The organism is Ruegeria sp. N4, from assembly GCF_056531425.1.
The window spans coordinates 62401-81013 of sequence record NZ_JBQFLT010000008.1 but is presented as its reverse complement, the minus strand read 5'-3'; the positions used below and the strand labels follow the sequence as shown (position 1 = coordinate 81013).

The 18613-nt window shown below is 61.6% G+C and carries 18 protein-coding genes; 8 read left to right on the top strand and 10 right to left on the bottom strand.

All coding sequences use genetic code 11. From position 1 onward, the window contains the following. The first annotated feature begins 171 nt into the window (after window positions 1–171). Window positions 172–1077, top strand: coding sequence for an EamA family transporter RarD (gene rarD / locus ACR0LW_RS13640; RefSeq protein ID WP_170523928.1), 906 nt, complete (start codon window positions 172–174; stop codon window positions 1075–1077). On the opposite strand, the gene ACR0LW_RS13635 is transcribed toward rarD, so the two are convergent. Further along, a complete protein-coding gene (locus tag ACR0LW_RS13635) occupies window positions 1068–1778 on the bottom strand; it encodes an SGNH/GDSL hydrolase family protein (RefSeq protein ID WP_480882950.1) in 711 nt (236 codons plus the stop codon). The two genes, rarD and ACR0LW_RS13635, sit on opposite strands and share 10 nt — an antisense overlap. A 2-nt stretch (window positions 1779–1780) precedes the next feature. After that, window positions 1781–2191 carry a nuclear transport factor 2 family protein gene (locus ACR0LW_RS13630; protein WP_480882949.1) on the bottom strand — a complete coding sequence of 137 codons (411 nt, stop codon included), beginning with the start codon at window positions 2189–2191 and terminating at the stop codon, window positions 1781–1783. A 60-nt stretch (window positions 2192–2251) separates the two neighbouring features. On the opposite strand from ACR0LW_RS13630, the gene ACR0LW_RS13625 reads away from it, so the two are divergent. Continuing rightward, window positions 2252–2935 (top strand): RluA family pseudouridine synthase, encoded by a 684-nt coding sequence (locus ACR0LW_RS13625; RefSeq protein WP_480882948.1) that lies wholly within the window; start codon window positions 2252–2254, stop codon window positions 2933–2935. A gap of 2 nt (window positions 2936–2937) precedes the next feature. Here ACR0LW_RS13625 and ACR0LW_RS13620 read toward each other — a convergent pair whose 3' ends face one another. After that, entirely contained in the window at window positions 2938–3129 is a 192-nt protein-coding gene (locus tag ACR0LW_RS13620) for a hypothetical protein (RefSeq protein ID WP_480882947.1), read from the bottom strand. 103 nt (window positions 3130–3232) lie between these two features. Here ACR0LW_RS13620 and ACR0LW_RS13615 point away from each other — a divergent pair, with 103 nt between their 5' ends. The 3 genes from ACR0LW_RS13615 to ACR0LW_RS13605 all read left to right on the top strand — a co-directional run bounded on the left by ACR0LW_RS13615 (window position 3233) and on the right by ACR0LW_RS13605 (window position 5353). Continuing rightward, the gene (locus tag ACR0LW_RS13615; RefSeq protein ID WP_480882946.1) at window positions 3233–3916 is read left to right on the top strand and encodes a helix-turn-helix transcriptional regulator; all 684 of its coding nucleotides are present in this window, start codon (window positions 3233–3235) and stop codon (window positions 3914–3916) included. A gap of 138 nt (window positions 3917–4054) precedes the next feature. After that, window positions 4055–4726, top strand: a complete 672-nt coding sequence (locus tag ACR0LW_RS13610; protein ID WP_480882945.1) for a YiaD family glycine zipper/OmpA-like lipoprotein — start codon at window positions 4055–4057, stop codon at window positions 4724–4726. 87 nt (window positions 4727–4813) lie between these two features. After that, complete coding sequence (locus ACR0LW_RS13605; protein ID WP_170455157.1) at window positions 4814–5353, top strand: NAD(P)H-dependent oxidoreductase; 540 nt, start codon at window positions 4814–4816, stop codon at window positions 5351–5353. A 36-nt stretch (window positions 5354–5389) separates the two neighbouring features. Here the strand turns inward: ACR0LW_RS13605 and ACR0LW_RS13600 are convergent, their stop codons facing one another. After that, complete coding sequence (locus tag ACR0LW_RS13600; protein WP_480882944.1) at window positions 5390–6424, bottom strand: NAD(P)/FAD-dependent oxidoreductase; 1035 nt, start codon at window positions 6422–6424, stop codon at window positions 5390–5392. Window positions 6425–6479: 55 nt separating this feature from the next. Here ACR0LW_RS13600 and mnmC2 point away from each other — a divergent pair, with 55 nt between their 5' ends. Together mnmC2 and ACR0LW_RS13590 are read left to right on the top strand one after the other, a co-directional pair. Then, the gene (gene mnmC2 / locus ACR0LW_RS13595) at window positions 6480–7145 is read left to right on the top strand and encodes a tRNA (5-methylaminomethyl-2-thiouridine)(34)-methyltransferase MnmC2 (protein ID WP_480882943.1); all 666 of its coding nucleotides are present in this window, start codon (window positions 6480–6482) and stop codon (window positions 7143–7145) included. Further along, window positions 7142–8011: a DMT family transporter gene (locus tag ACR0LW_RS13590; protein ID WP_170455150.1), complete on the top strand. Its 870-nt coding sequence runs from the start codon at window positions 7142–7144 to the stop codon at window positions 8009–8011. Before mnmC2 ends, ACR0LW_RS13590 begins: the two co-directional genes overlap by 4 nt. On the opposite strand, the gene ACR0LW_RS13585 is transcribed toward ACR0LW_RS13590, so the two are convergent. Beyond that, complete coding sequence (locus ACR0LW_RS13585) at window positions 7985–9958, bottom strand: lytic transglycosylase domain-containing protein (RefSeq protein WP_480586371.1); 1974 nt, start codon at window positions 9956–9958, stop codon at window positions 7985–7987. The two genes, ACR0LW_RS13590 and ACR0LW_RS13585, sit on opposite strands and share 27 nt — an antisense overlap. 135 nt (window positions 9959–10093) lie before the next feature. Between ACR0LW_RS13585 and dapA the strand changes: the two genes are divergently transcribed. After that, complete coding sequence (gene dapA, locus ACR0LW_RS13580; protein WP_480882942.1) at window positions 10094–10966, top strand: 4-hydroxy-tetrahydrodipicolinate synthase; 873 nt, start codon at window positions 10094–10096, stop codon at window positions 10964–10966. A gap of 146 nt (window positions 10967–11112) precedes the next feature. Here dapA and ACR0LW_RS13575 read toward each other — a convergent pair whose 3' ends face one another. The 5 genes from ACR0LW_RS13575 to xsc all read right to left on the bottom strand — a co-directional run bounded on the left by ACR0LW_RS13575 (window position 11113) and on the right by xsc (window position 18567). After that, window positions 11113–12000, bottom strand: a complete 888-nt coding sequence (locus ACR0LW_RS13575) for a DmsC/YnfH family molybdoenzyme membrane anchor subunit (protein ID WP_170523966.1) — start codon at window positions 11998–12000, stop codon at window positions 11113–11115. Next, the gene (locus ACR0LW_RS13570) at window positions 12000–12764 is read right to left on the bottom strand and encodes a 4Fe-4S dicluster domain-containing protein (RefSeq protein ID WP_170455142.1); all 765 of its coding nucleotides are present in this window, start codon (window positions 12762–12764) and stop codon (window positions 12000–12002) included. Before ACR0LW_RS13570 ends, ACR0LW_RS13575 begins: the two co-directional genes overlap by 1 nt. A 109-nt stretch (window positions 12765–12873) precedes the next feature. Further along, window positions 12874–15687, bottom strand: coding sequence for a molybdopterin oxidoreductase family protein (locus ACR0LW_RS13565; RefSeq protein ID WP_480882941.1), 2814 nt, complete (start codon window positions 15685–15687; stop codon window positions 12874–12876). Window positions 15688–15775: 88 nt separating this feature from the next. Further along, window positions 15776–16783 (bottom strand): phosphate acetyltransferase, encoded by a 1008-nt coding sequence (pta, locus tag ACR0LW_RS13560; protein ID WP_480882940.1) that lies wholly within the window; start codon window positions 16781–16783, stop codon window positions 15776–15778. A gap of 5 nt (window positions 16784–16788) precedes the next feature. After that, window positions 16789–18567, bottom strand: a complete 1779-nt coding sequence (gene xsc, locus ACR0LW_RS13555) for a sulfoacetaldehyde acetyltransferase (protein ID WP_170737878.1) — start codon at window positions 18565–18567, stop codon at window positions 16789–16791. Window positions 18568–18613 lie beyond the last annotated feature (46 nt).

The following is an 18613-nucleotide window of genomic DNA, read 5'->3' as shown; positions in this document are numbered from 1 at the left end:
GCCAAAAATATCTCGGAGCGCGAGGCAGAGCCTCGCATTCGCAACAGCGCCTTTTACGCGACGTTCGTGGGTGACCCATCACAATTCGTTATGTGGGACTTCACGGTTTTCAGAGTTTTCAAGCGCCGCTGATCTGCCGTAAACCGGTCCGGTATCATCCGGAGTTCCCCCGTGGCAGACACGCCCGTACCTTCCCAGAACGTGGACACGCCCAAGGGGCTTGCTCTGGCTGTCACGGCCTATGTTTTGTGGGGGTTTCTTCCGCTTTACATGAAGGCGCTGGATCATCTGGGTCCCTTCGAGGTGGTTGCGCATCGTGTGATCTGGTCGGTGCCGGTGGCGGGATTGTTGCTGGTTGCTCTTGGACGCACGCGGGATTTGAAGGCGGCGCTTGGCAATCCCAAGATGCTGGGCATGGCCGCTGTGACGGCAGCGCTGATTTCCATTAACTGGGCGATCTATGTCTGGGCGATTTCAACTGGCCACGCGCTGGATGCCGCTTTGGGGTATTATATCAACCCGCTGTTCAGTATCGCATTGGGTGCCCTGCTGTTGCGAGAGTCGCTGACGCGTACACAATTGCTGGCCATCGGTCTTGCGGCATTGGGCGTTGTGGTTCTGGTTCTGGAAGCCGGGCGCTTGCCGTGGGCTGCGCTGAGTCTGATGGTGACCTGGGGCTTTTATGCGTTTTTCAAACGATCCTTACCGATTGGCCCAAATCAGGGTTTTCTGCTTGAGGTTCTGATCCTGCTGATCCCTGCACTGGTCTATGTGACCTGGCTGGGTGTTCAGGGATCGGGTCATTTTGGAGTGAGGCTGTCGGACACGCTGTTGCTGTCCTGCGCTGGGGTCGTCACCGCAGTGCCGCTTTTGGTCTATGCCAACGGGGCAAAGCTGGTGCGCCTGTCGACGATGGGAATTCTGCAATATATCGCGCCCACCATGATCTTCATCACGGCTGTAACCGTGTTCGGAGAACAGATCGACCGGGGCCGCATGATCGCGTTCCCGCTGATCTGGTCGGCTCTGGTGGTGTATTCGATCCCGATGATCCGGCAGGCGCGGGCTCAGGCCTGAAGCAGTAGACGGGCGGCTTGGTCGGCCCAGATCGCATAGGCTTTGGGGCTTGGATGGTACCCGTCCGGCGCAGCCAGTGCCGGATCGTCGGGTAAGTCCAGTGTCAGGTGCTTGAGTTGCGGGTGGGCCGCTGCGACCTGTTGCAAACCGCGATCCAGCCGGGCGGATTGGCGGCCCAGAACCCAGGCCAGGGGATGCGGCAAGGCGGGAAAGCGGCTCATCCGGGGAACGCCGGTCACCACAACCTTGCGCGCGCCAAACCGCTGCGTCAGCAGTTTCGCCAACTGGTTCTGCCGGTCGAGGAAGCGATGGTATGTGACCCCACGAGTCACGTCATTGACCCCAAGCGCAGTAACGACAGCGTCGAATTCGCCCTCGACCCTAAGCAGGCGGTTGATTGTGTCCTGAGTCGTATGCCCCGTCGTGGCCTCCAACCGCCATTCGACCGAGTGATGCCGGGACAGACGGTTCACCAGTTGACCCGAAAGCGCCTGATCCTGCGTGCCGGCACCCACCCCGGCGGCAGAACTGTCACCTGTAATTAACAGGCGCAGGCGCGGCCCGCGTCCGGTGCGCCCTTCACGTGGCCCGATGGGTTCGGGCAGCATCTGGGCCTTGCGGCGCACGGCCAGCCCTTGCACCGCCAGAACCGGCAACAAAGGCACGCGCAAAATCTGATCGGCGGCAATCGGGTTTGGCATGTTCAGCTGAGCGCGGATTTGAATTCCAAAAAGCGCGGGTCGCTCATTACGCGGGCCATCATCGCCTCACGCAGGGCTCCGATGGTCTTGTGGGGGCGCATGGCGACCTCGAATTGCTGTATCAGGCCATCGTTGTTCAGGGTGATCAGGTCCACGCCGACTGCATCCAGATCGCCGATCTTGCATTGGAACTCCAGCGCCCAATCGTTGCCGTCGCCCATGACCCGGCGATAGCGAAAATCGGAAAAAACCTGTCCGACGTGACCCAGCACAGCCGCAACCGGGGCGCGGCCTGTCCACGTGCTGTAATAGGTCGGTGGCATGAACCGGACGTCTTCGGCCAGAAGCTCATGGATCAGCGTCTCGTCGCCCTTGGCGACAACCTCTTGCATACGTTGGATTGTTGGATGCATGTCCTCTCCCCTTGCTGATCTCAAAGGTTTACGATCACTGCGCGGCACGCAAGGACGACGTTGCGGGAAGGGGCACTCTGCGATAGGCACAGCCGCATGAGCGAGACCTATGATCCCCCCCAGACACCGCTGGATATATTGCACGAAGATGCGCAACTGATCGTGGTGAACAAACCCTCGGGCCTGTTGTCCGTGCCGGGGCGGGGCGAGCATCTGGCCGATTGCCTGCTGACCCGGGTACAGGCGGCGTTTCCGCAGGCCCTGTTGGTGCACCGGCTGGATCGGGATACCTCGGGCGTGATGGTGTTTGCCCAGACACCTCATGCGCAGCGGCATCTGAGTATGCAGTTCGAGCAGCGCCAGACCCGAAAAACCTATGTCGCGCGCGTTTGGGGGCACCTTGAGGCCAAGACGGGGACGGTAAACTTACCGCTGATCGTCGATTGGCCCAACCGACCGCGCCAAATGGTGTGCCATGAGACCGGCAAGCCGGCCGTCACAGATTGGCGCGTGGTGAAATACGACGGCGACACGACGCGCGTGCGTCTCTTTCCCAAAACCGGCAGGTCGCATCAGTTGCGGGTTCACATGCAGGCGCTGGGCCACCCGATTTTGGGTGACCCGTTCTATGCCGAAGGTGCGGCTCGGGATTACCCGCGCCTGATGCTGCATTCCGAGGAGTTGCGATTGAAACATCCCGAAGGCGGTATCTCGATGAAATTCAGGGCACCTGCGGATTTCTGATCTTAAACGGCGCTGCCCCACAGCATTTTCAGATTGCCGAGAGAAAAGCGCCGTGTGCGTTTGCGCGGCGTTGCCTTTTCGCAATACCGCGCGGATGCCAGTTCGCGCTCGATCTCAAAGGCGCGCAGGCTGTGGTCCTGTGACCAGCGGTCCAGTTTCAGGGTCATCATCACGTAATTGTCGCGGCTGGGCATGGTTGCCTCCTTTTCTTGTGCTGACCCAGCCTCGCCCAATACTCCTGACACCACCCTGTCAGGGGGCTGTGCTAAAGTGTCAGTACTTGTCACGGAGATCACCATGCGCCGTTCGTCCCGATTGTTTGAAATCATCCAGATTCTGCGTGCCTCGGATGTGCCGGTCACGGCGGATGCGCTGGCTGAACGGCTGGAGGTGTCGGTGCGCACGGTCTATCGTGACATTGCCGAATTGCAGGCCCAGCGCACGCCGATCGAAGGCGAGGCCGGGATCGGCTATATCATGCGGCGCGGCTATGACCTGCCGCCGCTGAATTTCGATGCCGAAGAGGTTGAGGCCTTGTGGGTGGGTCTGTCGATGCTGGCCCGCACGGGTGACAGCCACCTGCAACGGGCGGCCAATCGGATTTGTCAGAAGATCGACGCGCTGCATTGTCCGGCGGATTGGTTGCAGGTCGCGACCTGGGGCGCACCGGTTGATGATCCCGCCAAGGGTTGCGTGCCTGTGGCGCAGTATCGCGAGGCGATCCGGGCCGAGCAGAAGATCCGCATCACATATGTCAACGGCGAAGGTCAGCGGTCGGATCGTGTCATCCGGCCTGTGGCCCTGATCTATCACATCGAATGCACCATGCTGGCAGGTTGGTGCGAGCTGCGCAGCGCCTTCCGGCATTTCAGAACCGACCGCATCTGGGCCTGCGAGGCTACGGGTCAGAGCTTTAGCGGCCAGGGTGCATCCCTGCGCGATCTGTGGAATGAGCAGGAGGGTGTGACCGCAGCCCAGTAACCCGGCCCAGTAACGCGTTTTGGCGGGGAATCGCCGACCTCACCGCATTGTTGCTTGAGCCTGCCTGCAGACGCCGTGATATACTGCGCTGAACAAGGCAAACCCGAACAAACGGGGGCCGGAGCAGAAGGTGACATCATGACGATTTCCAAGTTTTTTGTGGCAAGTGGGCTGTGCTCGGCTATGGCACTGGCGGCTTGCACCGATCCGGGCACGCTGAACCTGCCCAGTGATCCCAACCAGAACGCCAGACAGGGCGCCATTATCGGCGGGCTGGTCGGCGCGGGTGTTGGTGCGATTGCCAATGATTCCGACCCTCTGCTGGGTGCATTGGCCGGAGGCGCCATTGGCGCGGCGGGCGGTGGCCTGATCGGCAATCAACTGGACAAGCAGGCGGCTGAACTGCGCCAGCAACTGGCCAATGACGGGATCACCATCGTCAATGCCGGGGATCGCCTGATCGTCACCGTGCCGAATGACATCACCTTTGACACCGACAGCGCCACCGTGCGCCCGGCCCTGCGCGCCGATCTGACGCGCGTTGGCCAGAATCTGGTGAACTACCCGAATTCGAACGTGCAGATCATCGGGCACACAGACAGCGATGGCGACGCCGCCTATAACCAGGGCCTGTCCGTACGTCGTGCGAATGCGGTGGCCGATATTCTTCAGGCCAACGGTGTGAACTACAACCGCATTCGCACCATCGGGCAGGGTGAGAACAACCCGGTTGCCTCGAACCTGACACCTGCGGGCAAGGCACAGAACCGCCGGGTCGAGATTGTGATCGTTCCCAGCGGCAACGCCTGATCGCGCAGCACCTGTGCAAGAAACGGGGTTTGGATCGGGCCTGTCCCGGTCTAACTATGGGGAAACAACGAAACGGAGTTTCCCCCGATGTCCAACCCCACGCTGCTGGGCCTGTCCGGGTCCCTGCGCCAGAACGCAACCAACCGCAAATTGCTGCGCGAGGCCGCGCGCCTGTTTGACCCCGCCAGCTTTGTCGAAGCCGATCTGAACCTGCCGCTTTACGATGGTGATCTGGAAGAGGGTGAGGGCATCCCGGCCATGGTCCAAACGCTCAGGGATCAGATCGAGCAGGCGGATGCGGTGATCATCTCGACCCCGGAATATAACAAGGGGCCGTCGGGCGTTTTGAAGAACGCGCTGGATTGGGTCAGCCGGACCGAGGGCAACCCATGGGCCGACAAGCCGGTTGCCGTGATGTCGGCGGCGGCGGGCCGCGCGGGCGGGGAACGGGCGCAAATGATCTTGCGCGCCTATATGGTGCCGTTCCAGCCGATGATCCTGCAAGGCCCCGAGATTCATCTGGCCAACAGTTCGAACGAATTCGACGAACAGGGCAGGCTGGTCAGTGCGCGGTATGAAAAGTCGCTGGGCACCCTGATGCAGAAGCTGCGTGGCCTGATCGCATAACGCGCTGTCACCGCCGCCCAGCCGGTGGTGCCAGTGTTACAGCGAGGCTTCGGGCCGGAAATCATCCGGGATCGTGTCGCGTTCGTCCAGGATCAGATCGGCCATGACCTCGGCCACCTTCGGGGCCATGCCGAAACCGATCTTGAACCCTCCGTTGGCGATGAATTGTCCCTTATGCAACGGGTGTTTCCCAAGCATTGGCGCGCGGCTTTTGCTGCGGGGGCGAACACCGGCCCAACGCTCGATCACTTCGGCCCCGTGCAGCACGGGAACCGCCTGCATCGCACGCTCGATCACATCGTCCAGCGCGCTGTCGGTGCTGGTGGGATCGTCGTAACCGCGTTCCGAGGTCGAGCCGATGGCCAGAGTTCCGTCCGCATGGGGGACGATATGGATCGCATCCGCAAACAGTTGCGGCACCACGCCCGCATCGAACCGCAACAGCGCCGCTTGTCCTTTCACGCCATTGCCGACCGTTTTGCCGAAGGCGTCGCTCAGCTCTTGCAGACCGGCCAGCCCGGTGGCGTGCACGACATGGCCTGCATCGGGTGCGTCGGCGACAACCTCGACCCCCATGACCGCCAAAGCCGCTACAAGCGCGGCACAGGCGCGGCGCGGGTGCATGCGGGCGGTCAGGGTGTCATGGATAACGTAACCGGTCGGGCTAGGCGGGCACCATGATCCGGCCTCGGCCACGTCGATCACCCTCCACGCGGCCCGACCGTGCCACAGTTCCTGTGCCGTGAGTTCCCGCGCGCGCGCCAAATCGAGGCTGCGCTGGTCTGCAATCGGCTGGATGCGCCCCAGCCGCCCGTATCCCGCAGAAACGCCGCCCACGGCCTCTACCTGCGTCCAGAAGGGTTCGGCCATGATCAGGCTGTCGAACTGAAAGGCCTTCTTGGCGTTCCAGTTCTCGGGCACGTGCGGAGCCAGCGCCCCGACCAGACCGCCGCTGGAGCCCGCGCCCGGGCCAAAGGGTTCGACAACCTGCACCTTCGCGCCGCGTCGCGCGCAGGTCCAGGCGATGGACAGGCCGAAAATCCCAGCGCCACGGACCGTCACATCGACCATTGCCAAATTCCTTTTCCTTGTTCAGTGTCGCGCCGCTTAGCTACAGGATTCCCCGATGGCAGACCAGCGCGCCGAGGTCACATGGACCGAGGATCAGATACCCGTCTCGGATCGTTTCGACGACCCATATTACTCGCTTCAAAACGGGGTTGAAGAGACGCGCCATGTGTTCCTTGCGGGCAACGACCTGCCTGCGCGCTTTGTGCCCGGTTTTCATATTGCCGAACTGGGCTTTGGCACCGGACTGAACATGCTCACCGCTTGGTCGGTATGGGAGCAGTCGGGTCACACGACCCCGCTGAGGTTCACAAGCTTCGAAGCGTATCCCATGGAGCCCGAGGACATGCGGCGGGCTTTGACGGCATTCCCCGAATTGACGCCTTGGGCGGATCGATTTCTTGCACAATGGGCGGGGGGTGGATGCCATTTGGAGACGCTGGACCTGACTGTTGTCGTAGGCGATGCGCGTCAGACCTTGTGCGACTGGCAGGACAATGCGGATGCGTGGTTTCTGGATGGCTTCTCGCCCGCCAAAAACCCCGAGCTTTGGGGCGCGGACCTGATGCAGCAGGTTGCCGACCACACGGTCAAAGGCGGCACCGCCGCAACCTACACCGCCGCCGGATTCGTGCGGCGGGGTCTGCAAGACGCCGGTTTCGACGTGACCCGAACCCCCGGCTATGGCCGCAAACGCCACATGACACGGGCGGTCAAAGCATGACGCAACAAAACAACGTCCGTGCAGGCATCGCCCTGATGATCGGTGCCACCATTGTCTTTGCTTTGCAGGACGGAATCTCGCGCCATCTGGCCGGGACATACAACACCTACATGGTTGTGATGATCCGCTACTGGTTCTTTGCGGCCTTCGTTATCACTCTGGCCGCGCGGTCATCGGGTGGGCTGGGCGCGGCCACACGAACCAGTCAACTTGGATTGCAGATCTTTCGCGGCATCCTGCTGGCAGGTGAGATTTGCGTCGCCGTGTTCAGCTTCACCGTTTTGGGCCTGATCGACAGTATGGCGGTCTTCATCTGCTATCCGCTGCTTGTCGCGGCCCTCAGCGGCCCAGTGTTGGGCGAAAAGGTGGGGTGGCGCAGATGGGCGGCGATTGGTGTTGGCTGCATCGGGGTCCTGATCATCCTGCAACCGGGCGTCGGCGTGTTTAACCCCTGGGCCATCATCCCGCTGATCTCGGCCCTGATGTTTGCCCTGTATGGCCTTCTGACGCGCTATGCCGCGCGTCGCGACAGCACGGCCACCAGCTTTTTCTGGACCGGCGTGTCCGGCGCGGTCGCAATGACGCTTGTCGGTATGTGGTTCTGGGAACCCATGGCCCCGCGCGACTGGGGCTGGATGGCGGTTCTGTGCGTCAGCGGCGCGCTTGGGCACTGGCTGCTGATCAAGTGTTACGAAATGGCCGAGGCCAGTGCAGTTCAACCCTTTGCCTATTTCCACCTCGTCTGGAGCGCGATCCTGGGCATCTCGATCTTTGGTGAGGTGCTGCGCCCCGAAGTTGTCGTCGGGGCCGCCTTTGTCGTGGCGGCGGGCCTGTTCACCCTATGGCGCGAACGCCGCCAGAGTTGACCCGGTCAGTTCTTGCGAGAACGGGATCGGCAGGGCCGGTTTACCCAGCCGCGCCCGATAGACCGGTAGGCTTTCGGCCACACGCATCACATAGTTGCGGGTTTCGCTGAACGGTATCGTCTCGATCCAGTCCACCACATCCACCTGCCCCCGGCGCGGGTCGCCATAGCGCTGCATCCACGAAATGGGTCGCCTTGGCCCGGCGTTATAACCTGCCGCCATCATGACCACATTGCCGTTGAAATCAGCCGCCAGCCCGGACAGGTAGTTGGCCCCCAGCTTGGCGTTATACTGCCAGTCCGAGGTCAACCGACCGGTCTGATGCCCGCTGAGTATCCCCAACTCCTGCGCCACCAGTTTCGCTGTGGCGGGCATCACTTGCATCAGTCCCCGCGCGCCCGCGCCGCTGATCACTACCGGATCAAACTCACTTTCGCGACGGGCAATGGCCAGCGTCATTTCCTTGGCCATTGGCAGGCCCATATCGGCGACGGGATGCACCGGGTAATAAGCCGCTGGCAGAACCGTCCCGGTGGTGGCCGCCCGCTTGGCGATCATCACCGCCAGATGTGGTTCGTTCAACTCAATCGCCAGATCGCCAAGCTGATTGGCCTGAACCGGGTCGAGGCCTTCGACCAGATGGGTCAAAAACCGTTCCGACAGATTGTCCTCGCCCGCTTTCAACAGCAGCAACCCCGCCTCAAGAACGCTGGAATCGGCGAACCCCGCCTGCCGCCAATGCGGTGCACGGCGCGGGGTGGCCAGTTCAGGATCAAACGGGCGCCCGATCTGTTCAGCCGCCAGCAGTCCGTAGAATGAGGTCTGATTGTCGGCCCCGACAGCATAGGCTTCATAGGCTTTCTCGGCATTTCCCTGCGCGGCATAGGCGCGGCCCAGCCAATACCCTCCACGCCCTTTCGAGATTGGGGACTGCACTGCGGTCGAGAAATTCTGGAAATGGCGCACGGCAGTTGCCGGGTCGTCCAGCCTGCGCAGGGCCAGAAATCCGGCCAGCCATTCCAGATCGGCATAGGCATAGCCCATCTCAGGCGTCATATGGTGGTTTGCGGCGATCTGATAGGCCCGCGCGGCGCTGCCCTGCCGCATCTCAAGCCGCGCCAGCCTGCGCCGCCCTTCGGCCCATTTGTCCGGCTCACCCAGGGCTTCGGGGCTGGTCGATCGGGCCAGCATCAGATCGATGGCGCTGTCGTCCAGTTCCTTCCGGTCGCGCCAGACAAAACGATCAAAGGCAAGTCCCGGCGCGTCCGCGACCGTCTTTGGAACCGCCGCAACCTTGGCATCGACCCCCGGCGCGCGCTTTTGCAACGCGATCCGAGCCTCGGCCAGTTTGCGGTCATCTGCGCCGACCAAGGGCAACATCTGCGCTGCGCTGACCAGATGACCATCCCATAACATCCGGTCCAGCCGCGCCGCATGATGAGGCTTCAACAGCTTGCCGAAATTCTCAAGGTAATCCTTCTGCAACCCGGACCCCATCGGCATCGTGCGCCATGCGGTGACGATATCGGCCTGCGCCTCGCCCTGTTGCCCCTTGGCCATCAGTGCCACGGCATGGTTCAACGCGCCTTCCGCTGTCTGTGGCGGTGTGTCGGCATAGAACCTAAGAACCCGATCGGGGTCCGCGCCCGTAAAAGACGGCTCGCTTTTCCGGCGCAGCCAGGCCAGACCGGGCCAATCCGGGCGGCGATCCAGAAACACCAGCACATCGCCGGAACTGCCAAACCCTTGCCGCAACCAGTGCCAGACAATGATATCGCGCGAAACAGACCCGCGTTGCCCGGACACGCGCAGCGCCTCGTTCCAGTCCCCTTTGCGCATCTCGCTGAGCCCGGCACGCAGATCGGCGGCGGCGTCTGCCTGCGCTGGGTGTGTTGACAATGTGGAATACAGAATCACGGCCACCAACAGGCCCAGAACGCGTGTCATGCCTTGCATTTCCCAACCAACCAAGGATAGAGGCTGTGAGGATAAACCTTGCGCCGCCGGGATCAACTCACAAAGCCTAAATCGTGATGGCCCGCGATGTAAAAAACACGAAAACTGCACCCTAAGGAGCGTGTCATGTTCAAAGGCTCTATGCCAGCCCTCGTCACCCCGTTTACAAACGGCGAGTTGGACCTGGATACGCTCAAACATCTGGTCGAATGGCAGATCGAGTGCGGATCGACCGGGCTGGTGCCGGTGGGCACCACCGGGGAAAGCCCGACACTCAGCCATGATGAGCATGAGACGGTTGTGGAAGAGGTCGTCAAAGCCTCGGCAGGCCGTGTGCCGGTCATCGCAGGCGCCGGATCGAACAACACGGTCGAGGCCGTGCGCTTTGTGCAATTTGCCAAGAAGGTCGGCGCGGACGCGGCTTTGGTCGTGACGCCCTACTACAACAAGCCAACCCAGCGCGGCCTGATCGAACATTTCGCGGCCCTGCACGAGTGTGCGGACATTCCGATCATCATCTACAACATCCCCGGCCGCTCGGTCATTGACATGTCGCCCGCCACCATGGGTGAGCTGGCCAAGTTGCCGCGTATCGTCGGCGTCAAAGACGCCACCGGCGATCTGGCGCGGGTCAGCCAGCAACGCGCCAGCTGCGGCGCTGAGTTCTGCCAGCTGTCGGGTGAGGATGCGACAGCGCTTGGCTTCAATGCCCATGGCGGTGTCGGCTGTATTTCCGTGACCGCCAACGTAGCCCCGAAACTCTGCGCCGAATTCCAGCAGGCCACCTTGTCGGGCAATTATGCGACAGCACTGACCTATCAGGACCGCCTGATGCCACTGCACGAGGCGATCTTTATCGAACCCGGACTGGCGGGCGCAAAATACGCGCTCGGCAAACTGGAGCGCTGCAGCGAAGAGGTCCGCTTGCCGCTGACCACGCTGGAAGACAGCACCAAAGCGGCCATTGACGCAGCCATGGCCCATGCCGGTCTGATCTGAACCAAAACAAATCCAAGCAAAAAGGGCGGCCTCGATCCCCGAGCGCCGCCCTTTCTATTTCAGCCCGGATCCAAACTTCATCTGGCCAGAAATATCTCGGGGGGTGAATTGAGCCGCAGGCTCAAGAGGGGGGCTGGCCCCCCTACCTATCGCTTGCCATAATAAAGCCCGACCACATGTTCGGCCTGCGCAAAGAACAACCAGCGCGACATTGCAACGCCCGCCAGATGAGAGGCCACCGCCAGCAGCGCAAACAAATGTTTCACGATGACGCCCTCGACCGGCAGGACGATCAAGAGAAGCGGTAGGACAAACCCCAGACCGAACGACATCACACGCAGCTTCTGCGCATGTTTGCGCCCCACCACATGCACGAACTCGCGCAGAAGGTAGTTGGTGCCGGTATGGGGTGGTTCAAAGGCCCGGACATCTCCGCGCGTGCCCAACCCGGTTGCGGTTCCAAGGTTTGTTCCGGACCGTGCAAAGGCGCTGTCGCCTTGCTGCCAGTACAGAATCTGGATCAGCGCCGCGATCAGAAGCAGCGGCCAGGCGATTGAGGTTTGCCCGGCCAGCAAGGCCCCACCGGCCAGGCTGAAACTCAGAAACATTGCAGGGGTCAGTTTCATGTTCCAGCGCGGGATGGTCTTGAGCTGGGTGTAGATCATCGACGTGGTGAACACGGTCGCAAGCGAGAACAGCGAGCCCAGCAGTCCAAGCAAGCCCCAGCGTTGCCCCAGAAACACCGCGCCTATCGCGTAAAGCCCCATGACGACCAGCGCCAGAACGGCACACCAGCCCTCTCGGCTAAGCCAGCTTGAGCGCCATTGGGTAAAGGCTTTCCACGCACGTTCCGGGTGGCCAAGGTGAAAGGTCGAGGCCATCAGCCCGCCGACCGCCAGCGCATAGGCGATGGCAAAGAAGACAAAGGCCACCACGCCCGAGACGTCAGGCAGGCCGAGCCCCAGAAAGAACAACAGACCAAAGCCCAGACCGGACAGGGTGGTAAAGATGATGACGGATGGTGCGGGATGCATCAGCTTGTCCCTCCGGGCAATTTGTCGAGGGCTTTGTCGAGCCAGCCCATGAAGCCTTTGGGTTCTTCGGCCACGGGGGCCAGAAGCGGGGCCAGAATATCGATCTGATCCTCGACTGTATCCTTGGGCCGTGGCGGCAGGTATTTGTTGACGGGTTTGGTGCCCATCTCGGGCATCAGGTCCATGCCGTCACGCTCGGCCACCAGTTTGCTGACATCGCTGTCGGGATCGCCGAGATCACCGAAATGGCGGGCTCCGGCCGGGCAAGTGCGCACGCAGGAAGGCACGCGGTCCACCTCGGGCAGGTTTTCATTGTAGATCCGGTCGACGCAGAGGGTGCATTTCTTCATCACACCTTCGGCCATGTCCAGTTCGCGTGCGCCATAGGGGCAGGACCAAGCGCACAGGCCACAACCGATACAGTCGCTTTCGTTGACCAGAACGATCCCATCCTCGACCCGCTTGTAGCTGGCCCCGGTGGGGCAGACGGTGACGCAGGGGGCGTCTTCGCAATGCAGGCAGGATTTGGGGAAGTGAATCAGTTGGGCATGACCTTCGGCGGGTTGCACCTCGTATGAATGCACGCGGTTCAGGAAGGTGCCTGACGGGTTTGCGCCATAAGCGTCCTGATCAGACAGGGGCGCGCCGTAGTTTTCGGTGTTCCAGCCCTTGCAGGAAATCACGCAGGCGTGGCAGCCGACGCAGGTGTCCAGGTCGATGACCAGACCCATTTTGCGGTCAGTGGATTGAGGGAGCTGGGTCATGTCAGTGAACCTCTGCTTGTGAGGGTGGGGGAGGGGGCCAGTCCCCTCTTGAGCCTGCGGCTCAATTCACCCCCGAGGTATTTTTGAACAGAAGAAGAATGGAGTTGGGTCATTTTCCAACCTTCCATGCAATATCCTTCGGGCCAGTGCCGACGGGTGACTTGATTGCGTCAAATTCAGGCTGGCTTTCGGTATCTGGCGGCGGGCTGGCCTTTTCGATTTTCACCTTCAAGTCGAACCAGGCGGCCTGACCTGTCACCGGGTCGGAATTGGCCCATCGCATGCCATCGCCTTTTGCCGGCAGCAACTCGTGGATCAGGTGGTTCAGCAGGAAGCCCTTGGTCGCCTCAGGCGCGTCTTCTTGCAGGGCCCAGGCACCTTTGCGTTTGCCGATGGCGTTCCATGTCCAGACGGTGTTTTCGTTCAGCGCCGCCATTTCCATAACCGGCACGGTGATCTCGCCATGCGGAGAGCTGACCTTGGCCCAGTCGCCGTCCTTCAGCCCGTGTTCGCGCATCAGTTTGGTCGGCACATAAAGCGGGTTGCGCCCGTGCAACTGCCGCAGCCACGCGTTCTGGGTGCCCCAGCTGTGATACATCGCCATCGGTCGCTGGGTCAGGGCGTTGACGGTGAAGCCCTCGTTGCCCTGCTGGTCGGTTTCGTACCAGATCGGCAGCGGGTCCATCTTGTCTTTGATGCGCTGGCGCAGATGTTCGGGCGGCTGTTGGTCGCCGTGACCTTCGGCAGCAAGCTGGAACTTGCGCATGGGTTCCGAGTAGAGTTGGAACAGATAGGGTTGCGGGCTGTCGTAGAGGCCCATGCCCACGGCCCAGTCCTGATAGGCCGTGTTCCACGGCTTGTAGTAATCGGCACCTTCGGGGATGTGGGCCACATAAAAGCCGCCATTTTCGATATAGCGGTTCAGCTGGTCGGGATTGACCTCGCCTCGCCCTTCCTTGTCGCCGGTTTCACCGCGGAATCCGGCCAGCGGGCCGATATTCGGGCGGCGTTCGTGGTTGACGATATAGTCGGCATAGTCCTTCCACTTGGCGCTGCCATCCTCGTTGGTGAAGCCGGGCAGGTTCATGCGGTTGGCAAGCTCGATCAGCACCGACTGGAAGCCGCGCACGTCGCGGTCGGGTTCGATCACCGGCCAGCGGATTGCGTCGGCAGCGGCGTCGGCCTCGCAGATCGGGCGGTCCAGCAGTGAGATACAGTCGTGCCGTTCCAGATAGGTGGTATCCGGCAGGATCAGGTCGGCATAGGCCACCATCTCGGACGAATAGGCATCCGAGTAGATGATGTTCGGAATGACGTAATTGCCGTCATCATCCTTGGCGGTCAGCATCTCCATCACGCCCTTGGTGTTCATGGACGAGTTCCATGACATATTCGCCATATACATGAACAGCGTATCGATCTTGTAAGGATCGCCCGCAGCGGCGTTCGAGATCACCATATGCATCAGCCCGTGGGCCGACATCGGGTTTTCCCAGGTGAAGGCCTTGTCGATGCGGATGGGGTTGTCGTTGTCATCCAGCAGCAGATCGTCGGGGCCGCGCGGAAAGCCCAGATGCGGCCCGTTCAGGGGACGGCCGGGACGGCGGTCGCCATGGGGGGTCGGGTGCGCCTCGACCGGTTTCGGATAGGGCGGTTTGAAGCGGAAGCCGCCGGGAACCTCGACCGTGCCCAACAGGATTTGCAGCACATGCAGCGCACGACAGGTCTGGAAGCCGTTGGCATGGGCCGAAATCCCGCGCATCGAGTGGAAGCTGACCGGGCGACCGATCATTTTCGAATGGGTTTCACCTCGGAAATCGGTCCATTCATGGTCCAGCTCGATCGCCTCGTCAAAGGCGACGCGGGCGATTTCGGCGGCGATGGCGCGGATGCGGCTGGCCGGGATGCCACAGCGCTCGGCCACGGCCTCGGGGGCGTGATCGTCGGACAGGTATTTTTCGGCCATCAGGTGGAAAACAGGCCGGTGGGTCACGCCATCCTTTTCGTAGGTGGCCGACAGGTCGGGGCGGACGCCCGGTTTGTCAAAGGCTGTCGGTTCGCCCGTTGCCCGGTCGATCACCAGCGGTTTGCCATCGGCATCGCGCAGGAACAGGCCTTTTTCAGGCCCTTCTGCGGCATTTACCAGAACCGGAGCATTGGTATAGCGGCTGAGGTAATCGAGATCGATCTTGCCCGCCTTCATCAGCACATGGATCAGCGACAGGATGAACAGCCCATCGGTGCCCGGTGTGATCCCGACCCAGTCATCCGCCACAGCGTTATAGCCCGAGCGGATCGGGTTCACCCCGATGACCCGTGCGCCACGTTTCTTGATCTTGCCGATGCCCATCTTGATCGGGTTGCTGTCATGGTCTTCGGCCACGCCGAACAGCATGAACAGCTTGGTGTGGTCCCAATCGGGCTGGCCGAATTCCCAAAACGCGCCGCCCATCGTATAGATGCCGCCCGCCGCCATGTTGACCGAGCAGAACCCGCCATGCGCCGCATAGTTCGGGGTGCCGAAATTCTGCGCCCAGAATGAGGTGAAGCTTTGGCTCTGATCCCGACCGGTAAAGAAGGCCAGCTTTTGCGGGGCTGTTTCGTGCAGCTCGTTCAGCCAGCCGACGGCGGTGCTGATCGCCTCGTCCCACTCGATCTCGCGAAACTCGCCCGATCCGCGTGGGCCGACCCGACGCAGCGGTTTGCGCAGGCGCGAGGGTGCGTTGACCTGCATGATCCCGGCACTGCCCTTGGCGCACAACACGCCCTTGTTGACCGGGTGATCGCGGTTGCCTTCGATATAGGCGACCTTTCCGTCTTTCATGTGAACGTTGATGCCGCAGCGACAGGCGCACATGTAGCATGTGGTTTTACGGACCTCATCCGAGACCTTGGGCGATGTGTCGATAACGGGCTGGTTCATGTACGTCCCTTTTGCTGGTTATCAGACCCTCCTGGCATTCCGGTCAGGTCAAAGTCGTTGTGTCGCCCGGTTTTTGCCCGGGCTGGTTCTAGGTTTCAGGCTGTTGCGCCTGCACCGCCGTCACTGCGATCATGTGCAGCACATCGTCGGCAGAGCAACCCCGAGACAGGTCGTTCGCCGGTTTGGCCAGGCCTTGCAGAACCGGCCCGATGGCCTCGGCCCCGCCGATGCGCTGCGCGATCTTGTAGCCCAGATTGCCGGCATCGAGGTTGGGGAAGACAAACACATTCGCCTGCCCCTCCAGAGGGGAATCCTTGGCCTTTTTGCTGGCCACTTCGGGCACATACGCGGCGTCGAACTGCAACTCTCCGTCGATCAGAAGATGCGGGCTGGCGGCCTTGGCGATGCGGGTGGCTTCGACGACCTTTGACACGCGTGGGTGACTGGCGCTGCCGCTGGTCGAGAAGGACAGCATGGCAACGCGCGGCGCGTCTCCAGTCAGTACATGGTAGGACGCGGCTGACGCCTGTGCGATCTCGGCCAGTTCCCGTTCATCGGGATCAACGACCAGACCACAATCGGCAAAGAGGTGAACGCCCTGAACCGCGTGGTGGTCGCGGTCATAGATCATCAGAAAGAAGCTGGACACCATATGGGCATTCGGGGCCTTGCCGATGATCTGCAAAGCTGCGCGCACGGTGTCCGAGGTGGTTTCAACCGCGCCGCCGACGGTGCCGTCGGCCAGCCCGAGATGGACCAGCATCGCGGCATAGTTCAGGCGACTTTTGATCAAGTCCTGCGCTTTTTCGGGCGTCATGCCCTTGTGTTTGCGCAGCTCATAGTAGGCCGCAGCGAACCGATCCGTGTGGGGGGATGTGGCCGGGTCGTGGATGTCGATCCCGTCAACATCGGCGCCGCCCATTTCCGACAGCAGAGAGGTCACTTTGGCCTGATCGCCCACAAGGATGATGTCGGCGGCGTTTTCGGCACGCGCTTTCAGCGCACCTTCTACAACACGTGGATCATCGCCCTCGGCAAGGGCGATGATCTTTTTGGAACTGGTCGCAGCCCCAAGAATTTGACGCAGGGGCTTCACTGCGATCAGGCCTCGGCTTGCGGCGTCATGTCTGCGCCGTCGATGCCTGCAACAGCAACCGGCTTCTTCATCGCGTCACGGCGGAAGGGCTCACCCAATTCCTGGTTGATCATGGCTTCGATCAGGGTGGTGATGCCGTTCTTCTGATCCTCAATCGCCTGGTTCAGCGCTGCGGTCAGCTCGTCCTGAGTGCGTGCAACGACGCCTTTCAGACCACAGGCCTGCGCGATACCGGCATAAGAGACTTTGGTGTCCAGCTCGGTGCCGACGAAGTTGTCGTCAAACCACAGGGTCGAGTTCCGCTTTTCCGCACCCCACTGGTAGTTGCGGAAGACGATCTGAGTCACGGCGGGCCATTCTTCGCGGCCGATTGCGGTCAGTTCGTTCACCGCGATACCGAATGCACCGTCACCGGCAAAGCCCACAACTGGAACGTCCGGCTGGCCGATTTTTGCGCCGACGATGGCGGGCAGGCCGTAACCGCAGGGACCGAACAGGCCGGGGGCCAGGTATTTACGGCCTTCTTCGAACGCAGGGTACGCGTTGCCGATGGCGCAGTTGTTGCCGATATCGGACGAGATGATCGCCTCTTTCGGCAGCGCGGCCTGAATGGCGCGCCACGCCATGCGGGGGCTCATCCAGTCAGGCTTGGCTGCACGGGCACGCTCGTTCCAGGTGGTGCCCGGATCGTCATCCTCGTGGGTCATCGAGGTCAGTTCCTGCGCCCATGCGGATTTCTTCTGGGCGATGCGGTCCTTACGCTCCTGACGGCCTTCGTCGCCTGCGGTGTCGCTCAGGCGGGACAGGATGCCGTTGGCGACTTTGGCCGCGTCACCGATAATGCCAACGCTGACGTCTTTGGTCAGGCCAATGCGGTCAGGGTTGATATCGACCTGAATGATCTTGGCGTTTGTCGGCCAGTAGTTGATGCCATAACCGGGCAGGGTCGAGAACGGGTTCAGACGGGTGCCGAGGGCCAGAACCACGTCAGCTTCGCTGATCAGCTCCATACCGGCTTTCGAGCCGTTATAGCCCAGCGGGCCAGCAAACAGCGGGTGCGAGCCGGGGAAGGCGTCGTTGTGCTGGTAGCCAACGCAAACCGGGGCGTCCAGACGCTCGGCCAGGGCTTTCGACGCTTCGATACCGCCGTCGGCCAGAACAACACCGGCACCGTTCAGAATGACCGGGTTCTTTGCGTTCGACAGCATTTCGGCCGCCGCAGCAACCGCATCTTCACCGCCCGAAGGACGTTCAAAGTCGACGATCTTGGGCAGTTCGATGTCGATCACCTGGGTCCACATATCGCGCGGGATGTTCAGCTGCGCCGGGGCGCTGGCGCGCTTGGCGTTCATGATCACGCGGTTCAGAACCTCGGCCACGCGCGACGGGTCACGTACCTCTTCCTGATAGGCAACGCAGTCTGCGAACATGCGCATCTGCTCCATCTCCTGGAAGCCGCCCTGACCGATGGTCTTGTTGGCCGCCTGCGGAGTGACCAGCAGAACCGGGGTGTGGTTCCAGTAAGCGGTCTTTACGGCGGTCACGAAGTTGGTGATGCCGGGGCCGTTCTGCGCGATCATCATCGACATTTTGCCGGTGGCGCGGGTGTAACCGTCGGCCATCATACCGCCCGAACCCTCGTGGGCGCAGTCCCAGAACATGATCCCGGCTTTCGGGAACAGGTCCGAGATCGGCATCATCGCCGAGCCAATGATCCCGAACGCATGTTCGATCCCGTGCATTTGCAGAACCTTAACAAAGGCTTCTTCCGTGGTCATTTTCATCGGTGCGCTCTCCAATCATGAGTGAATTGGGCCGGGTGCATTGCCC

Coding starts and splice junctions, on each gene's coding strand:
- ACR0LW_RS13565 (WP_480882941.1), bottom strand. CDS start 15,687: ATGAACCAGCCCGTTATCGACACATCGCCCAAGGTCTCGGATGAGGTC.
- ACR0LW_RS13570 (WP_170455142.1), bottom strand. CDS start 12,764: ATGACCCAGCTCCCTCAATCCACTGACCGCAAAATGGGTCTGGTCATC.
- ACR0LW_RS13605 (WP_170455157.1), top strand. CDS start 4,814: ATGTCCAACCCCACGCTGCTGGGCCTGTCCGGGTCCCTGCGCCAGAAC.
- ACR0LW_RS13635 (WP_480882950.1), bottom strand. CDS start 1,778: ATGCCAAACCCGATTGCCGCCGATCAGATTTTGCGCGTGCCTTTGTTG.
- dapA (WP_480882942.1), top strand. CDS start 10,094: ATGTTCAAAGGCTCTATGCCAGCCCTCGTCACCCCGTTTACAAACGGC.
- ACR0LW_RS13630 (WP_480882949.1), bottom strand. CDS start 2,191: ATGCATCCAACAATCCAACGTATGCAAGAGGTTGTCGCCAAGGGCGAC.
- ACR0LW_RS13620 (WP_480882947.1), bottom strand. CDS start 3,129: ATGCCCAGCCGCGACAATTACGTGATGATGACCCTGAAACTGGACCGC.
- ACR0LW_RS13575 (WP_170523966.1), bottom strand. CDS start 12,000: ATGCATCCCGCACCATCCGTCATCATCTTTACCACCCTGTCCGGTCTG.
- ACR0LW_RS13585 (WP_480586371.1), bottom strand. CDS start 9,958: ATGACACGCGTTCTGGGCCTGTTGGTGGCCGTGATTCTGTATTCCACA.
- mnmC2 (WP_480882943.1), top strand. CDS start 6,480: ATGGCAGACCAGCGCGCCGAGGTCACATGGACCGAGGATCAGATACCC.
- ACR0LW_RS13600 (WP_480882944.1), bottom strand. CDS start 6,424: ATGGTCGATGTGACGGTCCGTGGCGCTGGGATTTTCGGCCTGTCCATC.
- ACR0LW_RS13610 (WP_480882945.1), top strand. CDS start 4,055: ATGACGATTTCCAAGTTTTTTGTGGCAAGTGGGCTGTGCTCGGCTATG.
- xsc (WP_170737878.1), bottom strand. CDS start 18,567: ATGAAAATGACCACGGAAGAAGCCTTTGTTAAGGTTCTGCAAATGCAC.
- ACR0LW_RS13615 (WP_480882946.1), top strand. CDS start 3,233: ATGCGCCGTTCGTCCCGATTGTTTGAAATCATCCAGATTCTGCGTGCC.
- ACR0LW_RS13590 (WP_170455150.1), top strand. CDS start 7,142: ATGACGCAACAAAACAACGTCCGTGCAGGCATCGCCCTGATGATCGGT.